We start from the raw sequence: 21824 nt of genomic DNA on the forward strand, positions 1-21824 counted from the left end.
ATGGCGTTGTCTGAAGCCACGATCCCAGCGGTCCTCGCCGACCGCGCGCAGCAGCAGCCCGACGACATCGCGTACACCTTCGTCGACTACGAAGTTGACCCGGCAGGTGTCTCCGAAAGCCTGACATGGTCGGAGGTGCACGAGCGCGCGCTGATCGTCGCCGAGAAGCTGGCCAAGCTCGGTTCGCCGGGGGACAGGGCGGTCATCCTGGCTCCGCAGAGCCTGGAGTACATCATCGGATTCCTCGGCGCGATCGCGGCCGGGTTCATCGCGGTGCCGCTGTCGATGCCGCAGACCCGCCACCACGACGAGCGCGTGACGGGCGCCATGAAGGACTCCACCCCGGTGGTGGTGTTGACCACCTCGGCGGTGGTCGACGAGGTCCGCAAGTACGGCCAGGCCGACCCGAAGCAGCGGCCGCCGAAGTTCCTCGAGGTCGACACGTTGGACTTCGACTCTGCGGCCAAGGCGGCCCCGCCGGCCGCGTTGCCCAAGACGGCCTATTTGCAGTACACGTCCGGCTCCACCCGGCAGCCCGCCGGCGTGGTGGTCACCCACAAGAACGTGCTGGCCAATCTTGAGCAGCTGCTCGCCGACTACTACGAGGCCTATCCCGACGGAGTGCCGGCGGACACCACGATCGTGTCGTGGCTGCCCTTCTACCACGACATGGGGCTGATCGTCGGAGTGTTCATCCCGATGATGCTGGGCCGCCCGGCGGTGCTGATGAGCCCGGTGGCCTTCATGCAGAGACCGGCCCGCTGGATGCAGCAGCTGGGTTCGCACCCCAGCGCGTTCACCGCCGCACCGAACTTCGCGTTCGAGCTCGCCGTGAAGCGCACCAAGGACGAGGACCTCGCCGGTAAGGACCTCAGCTCCGTCGTGGTCATGATCAACGGCGCCGAGCGCGTGCACGGCGCGACGGTGCGGCGGTTCAACGAGCGCTTCGCCGCATTCGGCCTGCCCGGCTCGGCGATGCGGCCGTCCTACGGCCTGGCCGAGGCCACCGTGTACGTGGTGGCGTCCGCGGGCGGCCGACCGCCGACCGCGGTGCGCTTCGACTTTGAGAAGCTCGCCGCCGGGCACGCCGAGCGCTGCGACGATGAGAACGGCGCCGAACTGATCGGATGCGGTGTGCCGCGGTCGACGACGGTGCGCGTGGTCGATCCCGACGCCCAGACCGAGAACCCCGCCGGCAAGATCGGCGAGGTCTGGCTGCACGGCGAGCACGTGGCGGCCGGCTACTGGCACAACCCGAAGCTGAGCGAGCTGTTCGCCGCGCAGCTCGCCGAGCCGAGCACCGGTACCCCCAAGGGCCCGTGGTTGCGCACCGGCGACCTCGGCGTGATGTTCGACGATGAGCTGTACATCATCGGGCGCATCAAGGACCTGCTGATCGTCGACGGGCGCAACCACTACCCGGACGACATCGAGGCCACCGTCGCCGAGTTCACCGGCGGCCGGGTCGCGGCGATCTCGGTGCCGGACGAGGCCACCGAGAAGCTGGTGGTGATCGCGGAGCTGAAGAAGCAGCTCGACGAATCGGTGCTGGAGTCCGTCAAGCAGCAGGTGACATCGGCGATCTCGATGACGCACAGCGTTCGGCTGTCCGACTTCGCATTGGTGGCGCCGGGTTCACTGCCGCTGACCACCAGCGGGAAGGTGCGCCGCGCGTCCTGCGTCGAGCTGTACCGCTCCGAGAAGTTCAGCCGTCTGGACGCCACTACATGACGTCTGCCTTCGACGAGGCTGCTGTACGTCGCTGGTTGATCGACTATTTGGTCACGAACAACGGTTGCAGTCTCGAGCACATCGAACGCGGTGCCTCGATGCACGATCTCGGGGTGGGGTCCCGCGATGCGGTGGTGCTCACCGGTGTCCTCTCCGAATTCCTGGGCCGCACCGTGTCCCCGGTCGACTTCTGGCAGTACCCGACGGTGGACGCGCTCGCCAAGTTCCTGACCGGCGGTGAGGTCGAGCCCGTCGACCCGGGCCGCGGAACGGACCGCCCGGCGTCGATGAACGAGCCGATCGCGGTGATCGGGCTGGGGTTGCGGCTGCCCGGCGGTGACGACGTCGACGGCAACATCGCCGGCCCCGACGCGTACTGGCGGTTCCTGATGGAGGGCCGCTCATCGGTGCGGGAGGTGCCGGAGGACCGCTGGTCGTGGTTCGACGACGGCACCCCCGAGGGCGCCGCCGCGCTGGCCGGCACCACCCGGTGGGGCGCGTTCCTGCGCGACCTGGACGCCTTCGACGCCGAGTTCTTCGAGATCATCCCCCGTGAGGCGACCCGGATGGACCCGCAGCAGCGGCTGCTGCTCGAGGTCACCCAGGAGGCGCTGGAGAACGCCGGTATCGCGGCCGATGCGCTGGCCGAGACGGCCACCGGTGTCTTCGCCGGGGCGAGCGCCGCCGATTACGCCCAGCTCGGGTCGACGGACCTGAGTGGCATCGACGCCTGGTACAGCACCGGCGGGGCGTTGAGCATCATCGCCAACCGGGTGTCGTACTACTTCGATCTGCGCGGCCCGTCGGTCACGGTGGACACCGCGTGTTCGTCGTCTCTGGTGGCGATCCACCTGGCCTGCCAGAGCCTGCGCTCGGGCGACTCGGAACTGGCGCTGGCTGCGGGTGTGAACCTGCTGCTGTCCCCGGCGCCGACCCGCAGCTTCGACCAGGCCGAGGCGATGTCGCCGACGGGTCGGTGTCACGCGTTCGACGCCGCCGCCGACGGTTTCGTGCGCGGCGAGGGCTGCGGGGTGGCGGTGCTCAAGCGGCTGTCCGACGCGCTGCGCGACGGCGACCGCGTGCTCGCGGTCATCCGCGGATCGGCGATCAACCAGGACGGTCGCTCCAACGGGCTGATGGCGCCGAACCCGTCGGCGCAGATGGCGGTGCTGCGCGCCGCCTACGCGGCGGCCGGAGTGGATCCCCGCGAGGTCGACTACGTGGAGGCGCACGGCACCGGCACGCTGCTGGGCGATCCGATCGAGGCCCGGGCGCTGGGCACCGTGCTGGGCAAGGGACGTCCAGCCGACGCGCCGTTGCTGCTGGGGGCGGTGAAGTCGAACCTGGGCCATCTGGAGGCCGCGGCGGGTATCGCCGGGTTCGCCAAGGCGGTGCTGGCGTTGCAGCACCACACGATTCCGGCCAACCTGGGCTACCAGCAGCCCAACCCGCACATCCCGTTCGAGAAGTTGCGGCTCAAGGTCGTCGCCGAGCACACCGAGTGGGCCGCGGCGGGGCGGCCGCGGCGGGCGGGGATCTCGTCGTTCGGGTTCGGCGGCACCAACGCCCACGTCGTGATCGAGCAGCCGCCGGTGCTGCCGCCGGCGCCCGCCGACGAGCCGGAAGCCGTCACGACGCTGGTGGTGTCCGGACGCTCACCGGAGCGGATCGCATCGCAGGCGGCGACACTGGCCGAGTGGATGGCCGGCGAGGGCGCCGACGTGCCGGTGGCCGAGGTCGCGCACACGCTCAACCATCACCGCACCCAGCACGCCAAGTTCGCCACGGTGGCCGCACGCGACCGCGACCAGGCCATCGGCGGCCTGCTGGCGCTGGCAGCGGGCCAGTCGGCGCCCGGCGTCGTCGGTGCGGCCGACGGGAATCCGAAGCCGGGCACGGTGTTCGTGTATTCCGGGCAGGGTTCGCAGTGGCCGGGTATGGCCCGCGGGCTGTTGGCCGAGGAACCGGCCTTCGCTTCGGCTCTGGCCGAGATTGAACCGGTCTTCGTCGAGCAGGTGGGCTTCTCGCTACACGACATCATCGCCAACGGGGACACCGTCAGCGGCGACGCGCAGGTACAGCCGGTGCTAATGGGGCTGCAGCTGGCCCTGACCGAGCTGTGGCGCTCCTATGGCGTGCATCCCGACGCGGTCATCGGCCATTCCATGGGTGAGGTCACCGCCGCCGTCGTGGCCGGCGCGCTGAGCCTTTCGGACGGACTGAAGGTGATCGCCGCCCGTTCGTCGATCATGTCCCGGCTGGCCGGCCAAGGCGCCGTCGCCCTGCTGAACCTGGCCGCCGACGAGACCGCGGCGCGCATCGTCGCCGCCCATCCCAGCGTCGAGATCGCCGGGTACCTGTCGCCGCGCCAGACCGTGGTGGCCGGCCTGCCCGACCAGGTCGACGCCGTCATCGCCGCCGTCACCGCCCAGAACACGTTCGCCCGCCGCGTCAACATGGTGGTCGCGTCGCACACCGCGCTGATGGACCCGGTGCTGCCCGAGATCCGGGAGGCACTGGCCGGCATCGAGCCCAACATCCCGGCACTGCCGTTCCTGTCGACGGTCACCGAGGCGGGGGATGCGCCGACGCTGGACGCAGACTACTGGGTGGCCAACGTGCGCCAACCGGTCAAGTTCAGCCAGGCCATCGAGGCCGCCGCCGCCGGCCACGGGACGTTCATCGAGATCAGCCCGCACTCGACGCTGGGGCAGGCGATCGCCGACACGTTGGCCGACGTTCCGGATCACCGCACGATCGGCACGCTGGCCCGCGACACCGACGACGCGGTGACGTTCCGCGCGAACGTGAACGCCACCCACACGTCGCGGCCCCCGCACACCGCCCATCGCGCCGAACCGCACGTCGTGCTGCCCACGACACCGTGGCTGCGCGGCCGGCACTGGGTGGACGTGCGTCCGCTGCGCCGCGGCGGTGCGGCGCGTGGCGGTGCGTTGCCGGCGGACAGCGCGGTGCCGCCGGAGTGGTTCTGCGAACTCACCTGGCCGGCCAAAGTTCTTGCCGCACAACCTGATTCCGCATCCGCCGGGGACGCAAGCTGGGTGGTCGTCGGCGACGACGCGCTGGCCTCTGAGATGGGCCGGCTGCTCGGCCGTCCCGTCGCCACCGGCGACGGCACCGACCTCGCCGGTGCCACGCACGTGGTGTATGCGCCGACGGGCGGGGACGAGCTGGGCTACGACATCTTCGAGACCGGCCGCACGATCGCGTCGACCGCGACGACCGCGGCCGGTTCGGGGGCGGCTCCGCAGTTGTTCCTGTTGACGCGCAACGCCCAGCCGGTCGAGGTGGGGGACCGCGCCAACCCCGCCCAGGCCGTGCTGTGGGGTCTGGGCCGCACGCTGGCGCTGGAGCACCCCGAGATCTGGGGCGGGGCCATCGACATCGACGAGTCGGTGCCCGCCGTGGTCGCGGCGAGGTGGGTGCTGGCCGAGGCGCACGCCGATGACGGGGAGGACCAGGTGGTCTACCGGGCCGGCACCCGTCGGGTGGCCCGGCTGATGCACGCGCTGCCTCCGGCCTCGGCCGGCGCCGAGACCCTCGACGCCGACGGCGCACATCTGGTGATCGGCGCGACCGGCAACATCGGTCCCGGCCTGATCGAGCAGCTCGTCGCGATGGGCGCGAAGACCGTCGTCGCGGTGTCGCGCAACCCGGGCAACCGGCTCGACGAGCTGACCGCGCGGCTGGCCGAATCGGGCGCCACGCTGGTCACCGCCGCCGCAGACGCCTCGGACGAGACGTCGCTGCGCGCGGTGTTCGACCGGTTCGGCGCCGACCTGCCGCCGCTCAAGGGCATCTACCTCGCGGCGATGAGCGGCGGTCCGGTCACGCTGGCCGAGATGAGCCGCGACGACGTCGTGGCGATGTTCCGGCCCAAGATGGACGCCGTCGCCCTGCTGCACAAGCTCTCGCTCGGGCATCCGGTTGAGCAGTTCGTGCTGTTCTCGTCGATCTCCGGTGTGCTCGGGTCGCGCTGGCTGGCCCACTACGCGGCCACGACGACGTTCCTGGACACGTTCGCGTTCGCCCGCCGCGCCGCCGGTCTGCCGGCGTGCGCGATCAACTGGGGCCTGTGGAAGTCGCTGGCCGACGTGCAGACCGGGTTCGAGCGGCAGGCCACCGGGGAGTCCGGGCTGGAACCGATGGACGACGCGGTGGCGATCACCGCGTTGCGTTCCTTCGTGGGACCGCAGGCGCCGGCCCGCGCGACCGTGGTGGCCGCGGACTGGCCGCGGCTGGCCGCCGCTTATCACACCCGGGCGCAGCTGCACATTCTCGACGACCTGCTCGCCGAGGAGACCTCTACGGGCCAGGTTTTGCCGGCGGGGGACACCCGATTTCGCCAGGAGCTGAAAGACTGTGAGCCGCAGCGGCGCCTGGAGGTGCTCACCGACCACGTGTTGGCGCAGGTCGCGGCCGCAATGGGCCTTGCCTCGACCCACACGCTGGACCCGACGGTCGGGTTCTTCCAGTTCGGAATGGATTCGCTGATGAGCGTAACGTTGCAGCGTTCGCTGAGCGAAAGCCTAGGTGAGGCGCTGCCCGCGTCCGTGGTCTTCGACTATCCGACCGTCGAAGCGCTCACCGATTATCTGGCAACGGTGCTTCCTGAGATAATCGAGACCGCCGGTACCGAGGGTGGGGACCACGCCAATGACGGCGTGGGAGGCGAAGGGGTCGATGAGGACGCCTACGACGACCTTGCCGAGGACGAATTGCTGGCGAGACTTTCGGAAAGATTGAGTTGAGTGGAATGACCCAAGCGTCCTCAAAGCCGTCCGCGTCACCTGATCGCCGCGCGATCATCACCGAGGCCCTGCGCAAGATCGACGACCTGACCGCGCGGCTGGCGGCGGCGGAGAAGACCGAGACCGAACCGATCGCCGTGGTCGGCATCGGCTGCCGGCTGCCCGGCGGCGTCGACAACGCCGACGACTTCTGGAAGTTGTTGTGCGACGGCGAGAGTGGCGTCATCCGGGTGCCCGCCGACCGGTGGGATGCCGACGAGTTCTACTCGCCGGACTACAGCGTGCCGGGCACGATCGTCAACCGCGAGGGCGGCTTCCTGACGTCGTGGCAGCCGGATGAGTTCGACGCCGAGTTCTTCTCGATCGCACCGCGCGAGGCCGCGGCGATGGATCCGCAGCAGCGCCTGCTCCTCGAGCTCGCGTGGGAGGCGCTGGAGGACGCCGGCATCAATCCGCGCACGCTGCGCGGGTCATCGACCGGTGTGTTCATCGGGATGACCACCAACGACTACTACCACTCGATCGTCGGCAAGCTGGCGCCCGAGGACATCGACCCCTACATCCCGTTCGGCAACGCCCCGAACTTTGCTGCGGGCCGGCTGTCGTATTTCCTCGGGGTGCGCGGCCCAGCGGTGGTGAGCGACACCGCGTGCTCGTCGTCGCTGGTGTCGATCCATCTGGCGTGCCAGAGTCTGCGCCGCGGTGAGAGCGACCACGCGCTGGCCGCCGGGGTGAACCTGATTCTGTCCCCGGAGAACAACATCGCCTGCTCGCGCTGGGGCATGCTGGCACCGGACGGCAAGTGCAAGACGTTCGACGCCGACGCCGACGGTTACGTCCGCAGCGAGGGCGCCGGGGTGGTGGTGCTCAAGCGCCTCACCGATGCGCTGCGCGACGGGGACCGGGTGCTGGCCGTGGTCCGCGGATCCGCCGTCAACCAGGATGGTGCGAGCAGCGGCCAGACCGTGCCCAACGGCCCCGCCCAGCAGGAACTGATGCGCAAGGCGCTGCAGACCTCCCGGCTGGAGCCGTCGGACATCGACTACGTCGAGGCACACGGCACCGGCACCTCACTGGGCGACCCGATCGAACTCGACGCACTCGCGGCCGTGTACGGCGACCGCAAGGACTCGGCGCCGCTGGTGCTCGGCTCGGTAAAGACCAACCTCGGCCATCTGGAGTCGGCGGCCGGCGTCACCGGGTTCATCAAGACCGTGCTGAGCGTGCACCATGGCTCCATCCCCAAGCAGCTGCACTTCAACACGCTGACCCCGCAGGCCGGTGAGGGCGCGCAGAAGTTCCGGATCGCGTCGGAGCACCTCCAGTGGCCTGCCCTGCAGCGCCCGCGCCGCGCCGCGGTGTCGTCGTTCGGCGTCAGCGGCACCAACGCCCACATCGTGATCGAGCAGGCCCCGGAGGTCACCGAACCGGTTGCCGCACAACCGGAACCGTCCGTGAGCACGCTCGTCGTCACCGGTAAGACGCCGGCCCGCGTCGCGTCGCTGGCCGGACGGCTGGCCGACTGGCTGCAGTCACCGGAGTCCGCCGGGATCGGTCTGGCCGACGTCGCGGCCACCGTGAATCACCGCCGTGCCCAGCACGCCAGGTTCGCCACCGTCACCGCCGCCGACCGCGACCAGGCCGTCGCCGGGCTGCGCGCGCTGGCCGAGGGCTACCCGGCCCCCGGCGTGGTGCCGGTCCACGACGGCCCGTGCGGTTCGGGGACGGTGTTCGTCTACTCCGGGCAGGGATCGCAGTGGGCCGGCATGGGCCGGCGGCTGCTCGCCGAGGAGCCGGCGTTCGCCGCCGCCGTCGACGAACTGGAGCCCGATTTCGCCGCCCAGGCCGGGTTCTCGCTGCGCGACGTGCTGACCAGCGGGGAGACCGTGGTCGGCATCGACCGCATCCAGCCGGTGCTGGTCGGGGTGCAGCTGGCGCTGACCAAGCTGTGGCAGTCCTACGGCGTCACGCCCGACGCGGTGATCGGCCATTCGATGGGAGAGGTCACCGCCGCGGTGGTGTCCGGCGCGCTGCGCCCGGCCGACGGCCTGAAGGTGATCGCGACCCGGTCGCGGCTGATGAAGCGGCTGTCGGGACAGGGGGCGATGGCGCTGCTCGAGCTCGACGCCCAGGCCGCCGAGAAGCTGATCGCCGGATATTCCGGCCTGACCGTGGCGGTGTACGCCTCGCCGAACCAGACCGTGATCGCGGGCCCGCCCGACCAGGTCGATGCCGCGATCGCCGAGGTCGACAAGCTCGACAAGCTGGCCCGCCGCGTGGAGGTCGACGTCGCGTCGCACCACCCGATCATCGACCCGATCCTCGACGACCTGCGCGCCGAGCTGGCCGATCTGCAGCCCAGGCAGCCCAGCATCCCGGTGATCGTCACCACCGACGAACGCCCGACCGACGGCACCAACGTGTTCGACGCCGGGCACTGGGTGGCCAACCTGCGCAACCCGGTGCGGTTCGCCCGCGCGGTGGCCACCGCCGGCGCCGACAAGGCCGTGTTCGTCGAGGTGAGCCCGCACCCGCTGCTCAGCCATGCGATCAAGGACACGCTCGCGGGCACGCACCACCACAGCATCGCCACGCTGCAGCGTGACACCAACGACACGGTCACCTTCCACACCAACCTCAACGCCACCCACACGGTGCGCCCACCGAAGACACCGCAGCGCGCGACCCGCGTGCAGCTTCCGACCACCCCGTGGCACCACGCCCATCACTGGATTCACACCGCTGCCGCGGAATCGGTGCGGCACAAGCACAACGGAGCCGACGTCGCGCCGGCCGAGGGGGAACAGCACGCGTGGCTCCACCGGCTGAGCTGGCCGGTTCGTGACCTGCCCGCCGGCGGGCCCGACGTCGGGTGGCTGGTGCTGGCCGACGACGCCGACACCGACCTGGCCGACCTGCTGGGTGCGGGCTCGCGGACGCTGCCGTTGTCGGTGCTCGACGACGCGGACGCCGTGCGGGCGGCGCTGCCCGGCGTCGAGCACGTCGTGTACGCACCGCCGGTCGCGGCGCGGCGCTTCGACGCCGCGCCGAGCTATACGACATTCCACCAGTTGCGCCGGCTCGTGGTCGCGTTGTCCGAAACGGCCGAAGCACCAAGACTTTTCGTCGTGACCCGGAATGCCCAGCCGGTTGCCGACGGCGAGCGGGCGAACCCGGCGCACGCCGTGCTGTGGGGGCAGGGCCGCACTCTGGCCCTGGAGCACCCGGAGTTCTGGGGCGGCCTCATCGACGTCGACGAGGCCCTGCCGGCCGAGCTGCTCGCGCAGTATTTGCGCGCCGAGGCCACGGCGCTGTCGTCGACCGACTCCGACCGCGACGATCAGGCTGTCTACCGCGGCGCGGAGCGTCGTGTTCCGCGACTGGTCCCGCACCCGCTGCCGGCCGTGTCGCTGACCCGACTGGAGAGCGGCACCAGCCATCTGGTCGTCGGCGCCACCGGCAACGTGGGGCCGTACCTGATCCGTCAGCTCGCCGACATGGGCGCCTCGACGGTGGTGGCGGTGTCCCGTCGGGGCGGGTCGCAGCTCGCCCAGCTGGCCGAGGAGCTGTCCGCCCGCGGGACCACGCTGGTCGAGGTCGCCGCCGACGCGTCCGACGAGTCGTCGATGGCCGCGGTGTTCGACCGCTTCGGCGCGGACCTTCCCCCGCTGGACGGCGTGTACCTGGCTTCGCTGGCCGGTGGTGAGGCGCTGCTGGCCGACATGACCGACGACGACCTGCGCCCGATGTTCGCGGCGAAGGTCGACGCCGCGGCGGTGCTGCACAAACTGTCGCTGCGCACCCCGGTGCGCCGCTTCGTGCTGTTCTCCTCGATCACGGGCCTGCTGGGGTCGCGGGCGGTCGGCCACTACACGGCGGCCAACGCGTTCGCCGACGCCTTCGCCCATGCGCGGCGGGCCCTCGGGCTGCCGGCGACCGTCGTCGACTGGGGCTTGTGGAAGTCGTGGTCGGACGCCCAGCCCCAGATGAAGGCCGCCGGGCTGGAACCGATGCCCAACGACGTGGCGATCAAGATGCTGCCCGCGGTGCTCAGCCCGGACGCCGCGGTGCAGACCGTGGTGGCCGGCGCCGACTGGGCGCGGCTGGCCGACGCGTACCGGATGCGCGCCTCGGTGAAGGTGCTCGACCACCTGGTGTCCGGGCCGGGCGACGACGCCGACCTCAGCGCCGTGGCGGCGCCCGCCTGGGGCACCGTGCTCGGCGAGCCGGTCGAGGGCACCTCGCATGACCGCCTGTGGCGCGCCAGGGTTCTGCCCGGCCAGCGCTCGTACCCGGTCGCGCACCGTGTCCGCGGTGTCGAGGTGGTGCCGGTTTCGGTTCTGCTGCAGACGCTTTCGGCCGCAGCGGCGCAGCTCGCGGGCCCAGGCTCAAGTGGCGGTCCGACCGTCGCGGTCGGCGATGTGCGGTTCGAGTACCCGATCGTCGCCGATCAGCCCAAGGTCATCCACGTGGTGGCCGACGGCAACGCGCTGACGGTGTGGTCCAGCGCGGGGCCCGACAGCCCGGAACAGCGCTGGACCCGGCACGCGAGTGCCGAGCTGGCCGACGCGCCGGCCGGACAGCTGCGCGGTGACCAGGGCGCGAGCGGCACGGCGTTCGATGACGCGGCGATCGCCGAGATGCAGAGCGCACTGGGCGTGGAGGGGCAGCCGTTCGAGTGGACGGTCTCGGACTGCACCGCCACCCCCGCCGGGGCGCGCGCCGACGTCACGCTGCCCGACCGGACCGAATCGCCGGCGGCCGCCCTGGTGGACGCCGCGGTGCACGTGGCCCGCCTGGCCGACGCCGACACCGCGCAGCTGCTGCTGCCCGCCGGCGCCGAGACTCTCGCGGTCGCCGCATCGGTGGGCACCAACGGCGTCGTCGAGGCTTACCGGCGCTCCGGTGATGGAGACACTCTGGTGGTCGACGTCGCGGTCAGGAGCGCCGACGGCACCGTGTGGGTGGACATCCGCGGCCTGTCGTACACCCCGGTGGAGTCCGCACCCGCCCCGGCGGCCGGCGAGCACGACGCGGGCGCAGCCGAATTCGTCGACTGGTCGGCCATGAACCGGCAGCAGACCATCGCCGAACTGCGCACCAGGCTGCGCTCCATCCTGGCGCGCGAGCTCGGGATGCCGGAGAACGCGGTCGATGTCGACATGCCGTTCCCGGAGCTGGGCCTGGACTCGATGATGGCGATGAACCTGCTGCGCGACGCCAAGGCACTGGTCCGCGTGGATCTGTCGGCGACGATGCTGTGGAACCACCCGTCGATCTCGCAGATGTCGGACTTCGTCGCCGACCTGCTCGCACCGCTTCAGAGCGCGGCCGACGAACCCGAACCCGAAGAACCCGAGGACGATCCAGACTCGTTCAGCGTGCTTGACGAGCTGTTCTCTTCCGTCGAGTCGGCGAACGCCGGCAGTGAGGGATCCATCTGATGAAGACCACGTTCGACCGGATCGCGGCTATGTCGGCCGAACAGCGCGGCAAGCTGGCCGAGCAGTTCGAGAAGGCCTCCCGGGTGGCCGGGGCGGAGCCGATCGCGGTGGTCGGTATCGGCTGCCGGTTCCCCGGCGGCGTGACCGGCCCCGACAGCTACTGGGAGCTGCTGGAGAACGGTGTGGACGCCGTCACCGAGGTGCCGAAGGACCGGTGGGACGGCGACGCGTTCTACGACCCGGACCCGATGGCGCCGGGCCGCATGCCTACCAAGTGGGGCGCCTACCTCGACGACGTTGCCGGTTTCGACGCCGAGTTCTTCGGCATCACGCCCCGCGAGGCTGCCGCGATGGACCCGCAGCAGCGGGTGCTGCTCGAAGTGGCCTGGGAGGCGCTGGAGAACGCCGGCCTGGCGCCGGACACCGTCGGCGAGACGCGCACCGCCGTGATGATGGGCGTCTACTACACCGAGTATCAGAACTCGTCGGCGGGCAACCCGGACACCATCGACGCGTACTCGGCGACGGGCAACGCGCACAGCGTCACCGTCGGCCGGATCGCCTACCTGCTGGGGCTCAAGGGCCCCGCCGTAGCGGTCGACACCGCGTGCTCGTCGTCGCTGGTGTCGATCCACCTGGCCTGCCAGAGCCTGCGGATGCGGGAGAGCGACCTGGCGCTGGCCGGTGGGGTCAGCCTGAATCTGCGTCCGGAAACCCAACTGGCCCTTGCCAAGTGGGGCATGCTGTCCCCGCACGGCAAGTGCCACGCCTTCGATTCGCGTGCCGACGGCTTCGTCCGCGGAGAAGGCGCCGGCGTGGTCGTGCTCAAGCGGCTGACCGACGCGGTGCGTGACGGTGACCGTGTGGTCGGTGTGGTGCGCGGTTCGGCGGTCAACCAGGACGGCCGCTCCAACGGCCTGACCGCGCCGAACGCCCCGTCGCAGCGCGACGTGATCACCCGGGCGCTGAAATCCGCCGACGTGACCGCCGCGTCCGTGAACTACATCGAAACCCACGGCACCGGAACGGGTCTGGGCGATCCGATCGAGTTCGACGCGCTGGCCGCGGTGTACGGCAAGGGCGATGTGCCGTGCGCGCTCGGCGCCGTCAAGACCAATATGGGCCACCTCGAGGCGGCCGCCGGCGTGGCCGGCTTCATCAAGACCGTGCTGACGCTGCAGCACGGCAAGATCGCGCCGAACCTGAACTTCGAGAAGTGGAACCCCCAGATCGACCCGAAGCCGACGCGGCTGTTCGTGCCGACGGAAGCGGGGGAGTGGCCCAAGAGCGAGCATCCCCGCCGCGCCGCAGTGTCCTCGTTCGGCATGGGCGGGACCAACGCCCACATCGTGCTGGAGCAGGGCCCCGAGCCCGTATCGGCCGCCGACGCGGCGCAGGGAGTGGTCACGCTGGTGGTCTCCGGCAAGACTCCCGCCCGGCTGGCCGCCTCCGCCGGATCGCTGGCCGACTGGCTGGAGGGGGACGGCGCGACCGCGCCGCTGGTCGACGTCGCCTACACCGTCAACCACCACCGCAGCCGCCACCAGACCATCGCCACCGTGTGCGCCCGGACCCACGCCGAGGCGGTCACCGGCCTGCGCGCGCTGGCCGACGGGCGCCCCGCGCCGGGCGTGATCGGCGCCCACGACGCCCGCAGCGGCGCGGGCAAGGGCGTGGTGTTCCTGTACTCCGGTCAGGGCGCGCAGTGGGCCGGCATGGGCAAGGCCCTGCTGGCCGAGGAGCCCGCGTTCGCCAAGGCCGTCGACGAACTCGAACCGGCGTTCGTCGACAAGGTCGGGTTCTCGCTGCGCCAGACGCTGGAGACCGGTGAGCCGGTCGTCGGCATCGACCGCATCCAGCCCGTTCTGGTCGGAATGCAGCTGGCGCTGACCGAGTTGTGGCGGTCCTACGGCGTGGAACCCGACGCGGTGATCGGCCACTCGATGGGTGAGGCCACCGCCGCGGTGGTCGCCGGGGTGCTCACCCCGGCCGAGGGTTTCGACGTCATCGCCACCCGGACCCGGCTGATGAAGCGGTTGTCCGGGCAGGGCGCGATGGCGCTGCTCGAGCTCGACGCCGAGGCCACCGAGAAGCTGATCGCCGACCGGCCCGACGTGACGATCGCGGTGTACGCGTCGCCGAAGCAGACGGTCATCGCCGGCCCGCCCAAGCAGGTCGACGAACTCGTCGCCGCGGTCGACGCGCAGGGCAAGCTGGCCCGGCGCGTCGAGGTGGACGTCGCATCCCACCATCCGACGATCGACCCGGTGCTGCCCGAACTGCGGGAGGCGCTGGCCTACCTGAAGCCCGCGGCGCCGAAGATCCCGCTGGTCTCCACCGTCGCGTACACCGGTGCCGCGCCGATGTACTCGGCCGACTATTGGGCGGCCAACCTGCGCAACCCGGTGCGGTTCTCCCAGGCCGTGCACGAGGCCAGCGCCGACCACAGCAACTTCATCGAGATCAGCCCGCATCCGCTGCTGACGCATGCGATTTCGGACACCCTCGCCGCGCAGTCCACCAGCCGCAAGTACCACGTGGGGGCGACCGTGAACCGGGACCAGCCCGAGACGCTGGCCTTCCACGCGCAGCTGGCCGCGGTGCGTCCGCCGGCGGTGAAGGAGCCCGAGGGCGCCGCCGGCGCGCTGGTGGACGTGCCGCCGACCGCGTGGCAGCATGCGCCGTACTGGATGGCGGATCGCTCTGCGACGCAGGGCTTTTCGGGTGCGCACCCGCTGCTGGGGTTGCACGTGGAGCTGCCGGCGGGCTCCGGTCATGTGTGGCAGTCCGACGTGGGTCTGCAGGCACATCCCTGGCTGGCCGACCACATCGTGCACGGGCTGGCGGTGATGCCGGGCGCCGGTTTCGCCGAGATCGCGCTGGCCGCCGGACGCGAGGCGCTGGGCCTGCCGACGACCGGGGTCGAGGTGGCCGTCGAGGTCGAGCAGATGCTGCCGCTCGACGAGCACACCAGGCTGACCACCCAGCTCGCCGGAGGTGAGGACGGCGCGCTGCGCGTCGAGATCCACTCGCGTTCCGATGCGGGCACCTGGACCCGGCACGCGGTGGGCTCGGTGAAAGCCGCCCAAGACGACGCGGTCCCGGCCAAGGTGGTGCCCGCCGCCGACGGCACGCCGGTGTCGCCGTCGGAGTTCTACGCCGCGGTGCGCCGCACCGGCGCGCACCACGCGCACGCGTTCGCCGCGCTGACCCGCATCGTGCGGTCGTCCGGCAAGGCCGACACCGAGATCGTGCTGCCCGACGAGGCCACCCCGCACCGCGGCATCGCGTTGCATCCGGTGATGCTCGACGCGGCGCTGCAGGGCCTGGCCGCCGCGATGAGCGACGAGACCCTGTCGGAATCCACCGATGTCACCTATCTGCCGGTCGGTTTCGGGTCGATCCGGGTGTACGGGCAGATCGGCAGGCGGGCCAAGTGCCGCGCCGAACTGGTCGGCGTGGTCGAGGACAGCGGCGACGCGATGGGCCGCGTCACCCTCACCGACGACACCGGTACCGTGCTGGCCCAGGTCAACGACGTGCACCTGAAGCGCATCCAGCGCCGCACCGTGCCACTTCCGTTGTCGCAGAAGACATTCGACTCGCGCTGGGTCGAATCCGCAGCCCCGGCCGGCAGCCCGGTCAGCGGAAGCTGGCTGGCGCTGGCCGACGGCGAGGCCGGGAAGGCCGGCGCACAGGAGTTCGCGAGCCGGTTCGGCGCCGACACCCGCCGGGTGATCACCGCCGACCTCGGCGACGAAGCCGCGGTGCGTGAGGCGTTCGCGACCGCGACGGCCGATCCCGACCTCCCGCCCGCCGGGGTGGTCGTGTTCACGACGAACCCGGCCTTCGACGGCGGCGACGCCGCCGGCGGCCTGGAGCACGCCCGGGACGTCATCTGGGGTGTAGCGGGCACCGTGCGCGCGATCGTCGGCAGCTGGCACGGCAAGGCGCCGCGGCTGTGGCTGGTGACCCAAGGCGGTTTGGTCGTCTCCGACGACGAAGGCGGCCAGGTCGTCACACCCGAAGACGCTCAAGGCAATCCGGGCGCGAACAGCCTCAAGGGCCTGGCCCGGGTGCTGGCCTACGAGCATCCGGACCTCAAGACCACGCTGCTCGACACGGGCGGCGACGACGCGGCGCTGGTCACCGAGATCGAAACGAACGGCGCAGACGATGTGATCGCCTGGCGCGGCGGCACCCGGTTCGTCGAGCGGCTCTCCCGCGCCACCCTGCCCGCCACCCCGGGACAGCTCGTGGTGCGCTCCGACGGCGCCTACGTCGTCACCGGCGCGCTCGGCGGTGTCGGCATGTCCGTGGTGCGCTGGCTCGTCGACAACGGCGCCGGCCGGCTGGTGCTCAACGGCCGCAGCGGGCCGTCCGACGAGGTGCAGTCGGCGCTCGACGAACTGTCGGGGCGCGCCGAGATCGCCGTCGTCACCGGAGACATCGCCGTCCCGGGCGTCGCCGAGCGACTGGTCGCCGCCGCCGAAGAGACCGGAAAGCCGCTGCGCGGCGTGATCCACTCGGCCGCTGTGCTGGAGGACGAGATCTTCGTCGGCCTCACCCGCGAGAGCCTGGACAAGATCTGGGCCCCGAAGGCGGCCGGTGCGCTGCGCCTGCACGAGGTCACCGCCGACAAGGACCTCGACTGGTGGGTGGGCTTCTCCTCGATCGTGTCGCTGCTGGGATCCCCCGGCCAGGCCGCGTACGCGTGCGCGAACGCATGGCTGGACGGGCTGGTCGCGTGGCGCCGTGCGGCGGGGCTGCCGGGGATCGCGATCAACTGGGGCCAGTGGGCCGACGTGGGTCTGGCCAGCACGCTGCGGTTCTCGGTGCTCGACCCGATCACCCCGGCCGAAGGCGTCGACGCGCTCGGCGGCGTGATGGCCGCCGGGTTCTCGCGGGTGGGCATCGCCCGGCTGCGGCTGGACCGCGCCGCGGCGGCGTTCCCGGAGATCCACCAGATCGGCTTCTTCGCCGACCTGGTGGGTGAGCTGCAGACCGACGACGTCGACGAGGACTGGGGCGGCGCCGAGGCGCTCAAGGCGCTGGACGCCGCCGAGGTCAACCGGGTCGTGGTGGCGCGGCTGCGTCGCCGTATCTCGGCGATCATGGGCTACTCCGACGACAGCGCGGTCGACGTCGCGCAGCCGCTGACCGAGCTGGGTCTGGATTCGCTGATGGCGGTCCGGATGCGCAACACCATCCGCGGCGACTTCGGGGTGGAGCCTCCGGTGGCCCTGCTGCTGCAGGGCGCTACGCTGTCCGATCTCGCGCTCGATCTGATCCGTCAGCTCGGGCTCGAGGAGCAGGAGTCTGCCGAGCGCCCGAACGCCCTGCGCGAACGGGCACAACAGCGGGCCGCAGCGCGGCAACGAGCCGCATCGCGGCGGAAAGTGGGACCACGATCGTGACCAGCGGTGCCTTGAACAACGCCGACGAACATGACCGAGAGTTGCCTGACAATGCGATCGCGGTCATCGGCATGGCCGGCAAGTTCCCGGGCGCGGGGTCGGTGTCGGAGTTCTGGCGCAACCTGCGGGGCGGAGTCGAGTCGATCGTCGACCTCTCCGAGGACGAGCTGCTCGCCAACGGTGTGACCGAGAAGGCGCTGTCCAACCGCGGCTACGTGCGGCGGGCCGGGCTGATGCCGGGCATCGAGGAGTTCGATGCCGACTTCTTCGGCTTCACGCCGTACGCGGCGCGGATGCTCGATCCGCAGCACCGGCTGTTCCTGCAGGCGGTGTTCCACGCGCTGGAAGACGCCGGCTACGACCCGAAGGAGCTGGAGTCCACCGTCGGCGTGTTCGGCACCAGCAGCTCGAGCGGCTACCTGCTGCACAACCTGATGTCGAACTTCGACCCGATGATGGTGATCGGGCAGGGCGCCAGCTTCGAGATGGTCAACCTGTCGCTGCAGAACGACAAGGACCACCTGGCCACCCGGGTGGCCCACCAGTTCGACTTCCGCGGCCCGGCGCTGTCGGTGGCCGCGGCGTGTTCGTCGTCGCTGGTGGCGGTGCACCTGGCCTGTCAGTCCATCCTCAACGGCGAGTGCGACATCGCGCTGGCAGGCGGTTCCTCGCTGCGCATCCCGCACTACGTCGGCTACTGGTACGAGCAGGGCGCGATGGTCTCGCCGACCGGACAGTGCCGCCCGTTCGACGTGCGGTCCGACGGCACGATCTTCGCCAGCGGCGTCGGTGTGGTGGTGCTCAAGGCCCTGGCCGACGCCGTCGAGGACGGCGACCACATCCACGCGGTGATCCGCGGTTCGGCGCTGAACAACGACGGTTCGACCAAGATGACCTACGCCGCGCCGAACGCGCTGGGCCAGGCCGAGGTCATCGCCGAGGCGCACGCGATCGCCGGGGTGGACGCGTCGACGATCACCTACGTGGAGACCCACGGCACGGGCACCCCGCTGGGTGACCCGATCGAGATCGAGGGGCTGCGCCAGGCGTTCGATCTGGCCGAGGAAACCCGTAGCGCGCCTTGCTATCTGGGCTCGGTGAAGTCCAACATCGGCCACCTGGAGACCGCCGCGGGCATCGCGGGCCTGATCAAGGCGATTCTGTGCCTGGAGCACAAGGCGATCCCGGCCACGCTGCACTACACCAGTCCGAACCCCGAGTTGCACATCGACCGCGGACCGTTCCGCATCCGCAGCCAGGACGGGCCGTGGGAATCCGACGGCATCCGCCGCGCGGGTGTGAGCTCGTTCGGTGTCGGCGGCACCAACGCCCACGTCATCCTCGAAGAGGCGCCGTACACCCCGGCGCCGGCGCCCGCGCCGTCCCGGCCGCAGGTGCTGGTGCTGTCGGCGCGCACCGAAGAGGCCCTCGACCAGTCGCGGGCGGCGCTGGCGGCTCACCTTGCCGCGTCGGACGGGGCCGGTGACGAGGTCAGCCTGCCCGACGCCGCGTACACGCTGAACCGCCGGCGCAAGGAGCCGCGGCGGCTCGCCGCCGTGGTGCACGACGCGGCCGATGCCGCGACGGTGCTGTCGGCCTCTCACGCAGACGGGGCGACCGACAACGTGTTCGTCGGCCAGGCGGTGTCCGACGCCGACGGCTCGGCTGAGCGGGTCGCGTTCCTGTTCCCGGGGCAGGGCGCCCAGCACGTCGGCATGGCCCGCGGGCTGTACGACAGCGAGCCGGTGTTCGCCCGCCACTTCGACGAGTGCGCGAGCGCGTTCAGCGACGAGATGGGTTACGACCTGCGCGCGGAGATCTTCGACGGGGTGGGCCGCAACCTGGAGCACACCGACCGGGCCCAGCCGGCGCTGTTCACCGTCGAGTACGCGCTGGCCAGGCTGGTGCAGTCCTACGGTGTCGAACCGGCGATCATGGCCGGGCACAGCATCGGCGAGTACCCGGCGGCCACCATCGCCGGCGTGTTCGACCTCGACACCGCGGTCAAGGTGGTGTCCAAGCGCGCCAAGCTGATGCACGCCGCCCCGCGCGGGGTGATGGTCGCGGTGCCGCTGAGCCCTGCGGCGGTCGCCGAACACCTGACGCCGGACGTCGACGTCGCGACAATCAACGATCCGGGCAGCTGCGTGGTGGCCGGCAGCGAGGACGCGATCCGGACCTTCCAGGCCGCGCTGGCCGAGAAGGGCGTCGCGGCCCGGCGGGTGCGCACCTCGCACGCGTTCCACTCCCGGCTGATGGATCCCGTCGTCGCCGAGTTCGGCGCCTTCCTGTCCGGGGTGACGCTGCGCGAACCCCAGATCCCGTTGCTGTCCAACATCACCGGGACCACGATGACGGCGGCCGAGGCCACCAACCCGGCGACCTGGGCCCGCCAGATCCGGGCCACCGTCCGCTTCGCCGACGAGCTCGACGCGCTGCTGACCGCGCCGGACCGCGTGCTGGTCGAGGCGGGCCCCGGCGGCACGCTGACGTCGTCGGCCGGGCGCCACCCGAAGTGGGGTGAGCGCCACCGCGCCGTGCGGCTGATGCGGCACCAGGCGCAGAACCGCAACGACCACGACACGTTCCTGCTCGCGCTGGGCCAGCTGTGGGCGGCCGACGTCGAGGTGGACTTCGACCAGGGCACCGAGGCACAGCACACGCTGGTCACGCTTCCCGGTTATCCGTTCGCCAAGCAGCGTCACTGGGTGGAGCACAACGCCAACGCCGCGTGGCTGGCCGGCGGAGCCGGCGGCAACGGGATGGCCGGCGCGGCGGCCTCGGCCGGTGCGGCCCCCGCGGCGGCCGGCGGCGGGTCGACGGTGGAAGCCAAGCTGCAACGCATCTGGGGGCAGTGCCTGGGCCTGTCGAACATCGACCGCAACGCGAACTTCTTCGAGATCGGCGGCGACTCGCTGATCGCGATCAGCGTCGCGATGACCGCGGGCCACGAGGGCCTGGACCTGACGCCGCAGGATCTCTACGAGAACCAGACGGTGTCGTCGCTGGCCAAGGTGCTCACCGCGCGCTACGCCGAGGGCGGCCTGGCCCGCCAGACGCTCGACGATGCGGTGCACCCGCCGGTCCCGCCGAACGTGGCGTACTTCCTCGAGCACGGCCTGCGCGACATCGGGCGCTGGCGCATCCCGGTGATCCTCGGGCTGCGCCCCGACGTCGGCGAGGACGACGTACGCGCGGTGCTGACCGCGGTCACCGACGCCCACGACGCGCTGCGCGTGCACCTGGTGGAGCGGGCCGGCACCTGGGATCAGCGCATCGCCGAGCCGGCCGAGTTCACCGAGCTGGTGACCCGGCAGCTGCCCGACGGGGTGACCCAGGGCAGCCCGCAGGAGCGGGAGGCGGTGCTGGCGTTCCTCGACGAGCAGGTGCGCGAGCACCAGGTGGTGGTGCCGCTGACCGCGACGTTCATCCGCGGCGCGGCCGGCAGTGCGTCGTATCTGGCGCTGAGCCTGCACGGCATCGCCGGCGATGACGTGTCACGCGATGTGCTGCTCACCGACATCTTCACCGCGTTCAGCCAGCGGATGGCCGGCGAGGAGATCGCGCTGGCGCCCGTCCCGGCGTCGTGGCGGGAATGGTCGCAGCGCTGCGCGGGGCTGGCCAGCCATCCGGCGGTGCTCGACAGCCGTGACTACTGGTTCGAGACCGTGCGCAGGTCCACGCTCAGCGTGGCCGGGCCGGAACCGGGTGAGCGTCCCGGCGCCGACGACGTGGCCCGGATGTCGACCGCGCTGTCGGCGACCGAGACCGGCGAGATCGACGACGCCCGGCGGCGGCTGCGGCTGCCGGTCGAGGAGATCCTGCTGGCCGCCCTCGGCCGCGCGGTCGCCGCGACGGTCGGAGAGGGCGCGGTGACCGTCGATCTCGGCGGCCGCGGCCGCTCGGTGCTCAAGCCGGACGTCGACCTGCAGCGCACGGTGGGTTGGTTCACCACCGTCCACCCGGTGGTGTTGTCGGCGTCCACGCACAGTTCGGCCACCCAGTCCCTCGACGAGGTGCGGGAGACGCTCAAGGCGGTTCCGCACTACGGCATCGGCTACGGCCTGCTGCGCTACCTGTACGCGCCGACCGCGCGCGTGCTGGGTGCCGACCGTCCCGCCGACATCCTGTTCTCGCATGTCGGCACCATCCCGGACGTGCCGGCCGAGCAGCCCGACGACGCCCCGGTGCGGTTCGACTCGGACACGGCCATGCCGATCCGCGACGCGCTGCCCGGGCTCGGGCACGCGCTGGAGCTGCGGGTCTACCGCACCGGCGGAGTGCTGCACCTGGATTGGTGGTATGACAGCCGCCGGCTCGGGACCACCGATGTGGAATCCTTTGCCCGGCAGTACTCGACGGCGCTCCTGGAGGTCACCCGGGATGCGCTCGCCGAGGAGGAGAGCGACGCGGCCGGCGACGAGCTGGCGCTGGTCGATCTGTCGTGAGCGGTTTTCAGG

5 protein-coding genes are annotated in these 21824 nt (G+C 71.3%); all 5 read left to right on the plus strand.

The window, feature by feature from the left end; genetic code table 11:
• The 5 genes from KXD97_RS22950 to KXD97_RS22970 are packed head-to-tail and all read left to right on the plus strand — an operon-like array spanning position 1 to position 21812.
• A complete protein-coding gene (locus tag KXD97_RS22950; protein ID WP_260752674.1) occupies positions 1-1731 on the plus strand; it encodes an AMP-binding protein in 1731 nt (576 codons plus the stop codon).
• Positions 1728-6503, plus strand: a complete 4776-nt coding sequence (locus KXD97_RS22955) for a type I polyketide synthase (RefSeq protein WP_260752675.1) — start codon at positions 1728-1730, stop codon at positions 6501-6503. The genes KXD97_RS22950 and KXD97_RS22955 overlap by 4 nt, the downstream gene beginning before the upstream one ends.
• A gap of 5 nt (positions 6504-6508) precedes the next feature.
• On the plus strand, positions 6509-11947 hold the full coding sequence (locus KXD97_RS22960; protein WP_260752676.1) for a type I polyketide synthase: 5439 nt from the start codon (positions 6509-6511) through the stop codon (positions 11945-11947).
• Complete coding sequence (locus KXD97_RS22965; protein ID WP_260752677.1) at positions 11947-17364, plus strand: type I polyketide synthase; 5418 nt, start codon at positions 11947-11949, stop codon at positions 17362-17364. The genes KXD97_RS22960 and KXD97_RS22965 overlap by 1 nt, the downstream gene beginning before the upstream one ends.
• On the plus strand, positions 17361-21812 hold the full coding sequence (locus KXD97_RS22970) for a type I polyketide synthase (protein WP_396884548.1): 4452 nt from the start codon (positions 17361-17363) through the stop codon (positions 21810-21812). The genes KXD97_RS22965 and KXD97_RS22970 overlap by 4 nt, the downstream gene beginning before the upstream one ends.
• The last annotated feature ends 12 nt before the right edge of the window (positions 21813-21824 follow it).

Source organism: Mycobacterium sp. SMC-8 (genome assembly GCF_025263565.1).
Classification (GTDB): domain Bacteria; phylum Actinomycetota; class Actinomycetes; order Mycobacteriales; family Mycobacteriaceae; genus Mycobacterium.

Coding starts and splice junctions, on each gene's coding strand:
- KXD97_RS22955 (WP_260752675.1), top strand. CDS start 1,728: ATGACGTCTGCCTTCGACGAGGCTGCTGTACGTCGCTGGTTGATCGAC.
- KXD97_RS22960 (WP_260752676.1), top strand. CDS start 6,509: ATGACCCAAGCGTCCTCAAAGCCGTCCGCGTCACCTGATCGCCGCGCG.
- KXD97_RS22965 (WP_260752677.1), top strand. CDS start 11,947: ATGAAGACCACGTTCGACCGGATCGCGGCTATGTCGGCCGAACAGCGC.
- KXD97_RS22950 (WP_260752674.1), top strand. CDS start 1: ATGGCGTTGTCTGAAGCCACGATCCCAGCGGTCCTCGCCGACCGCGCG.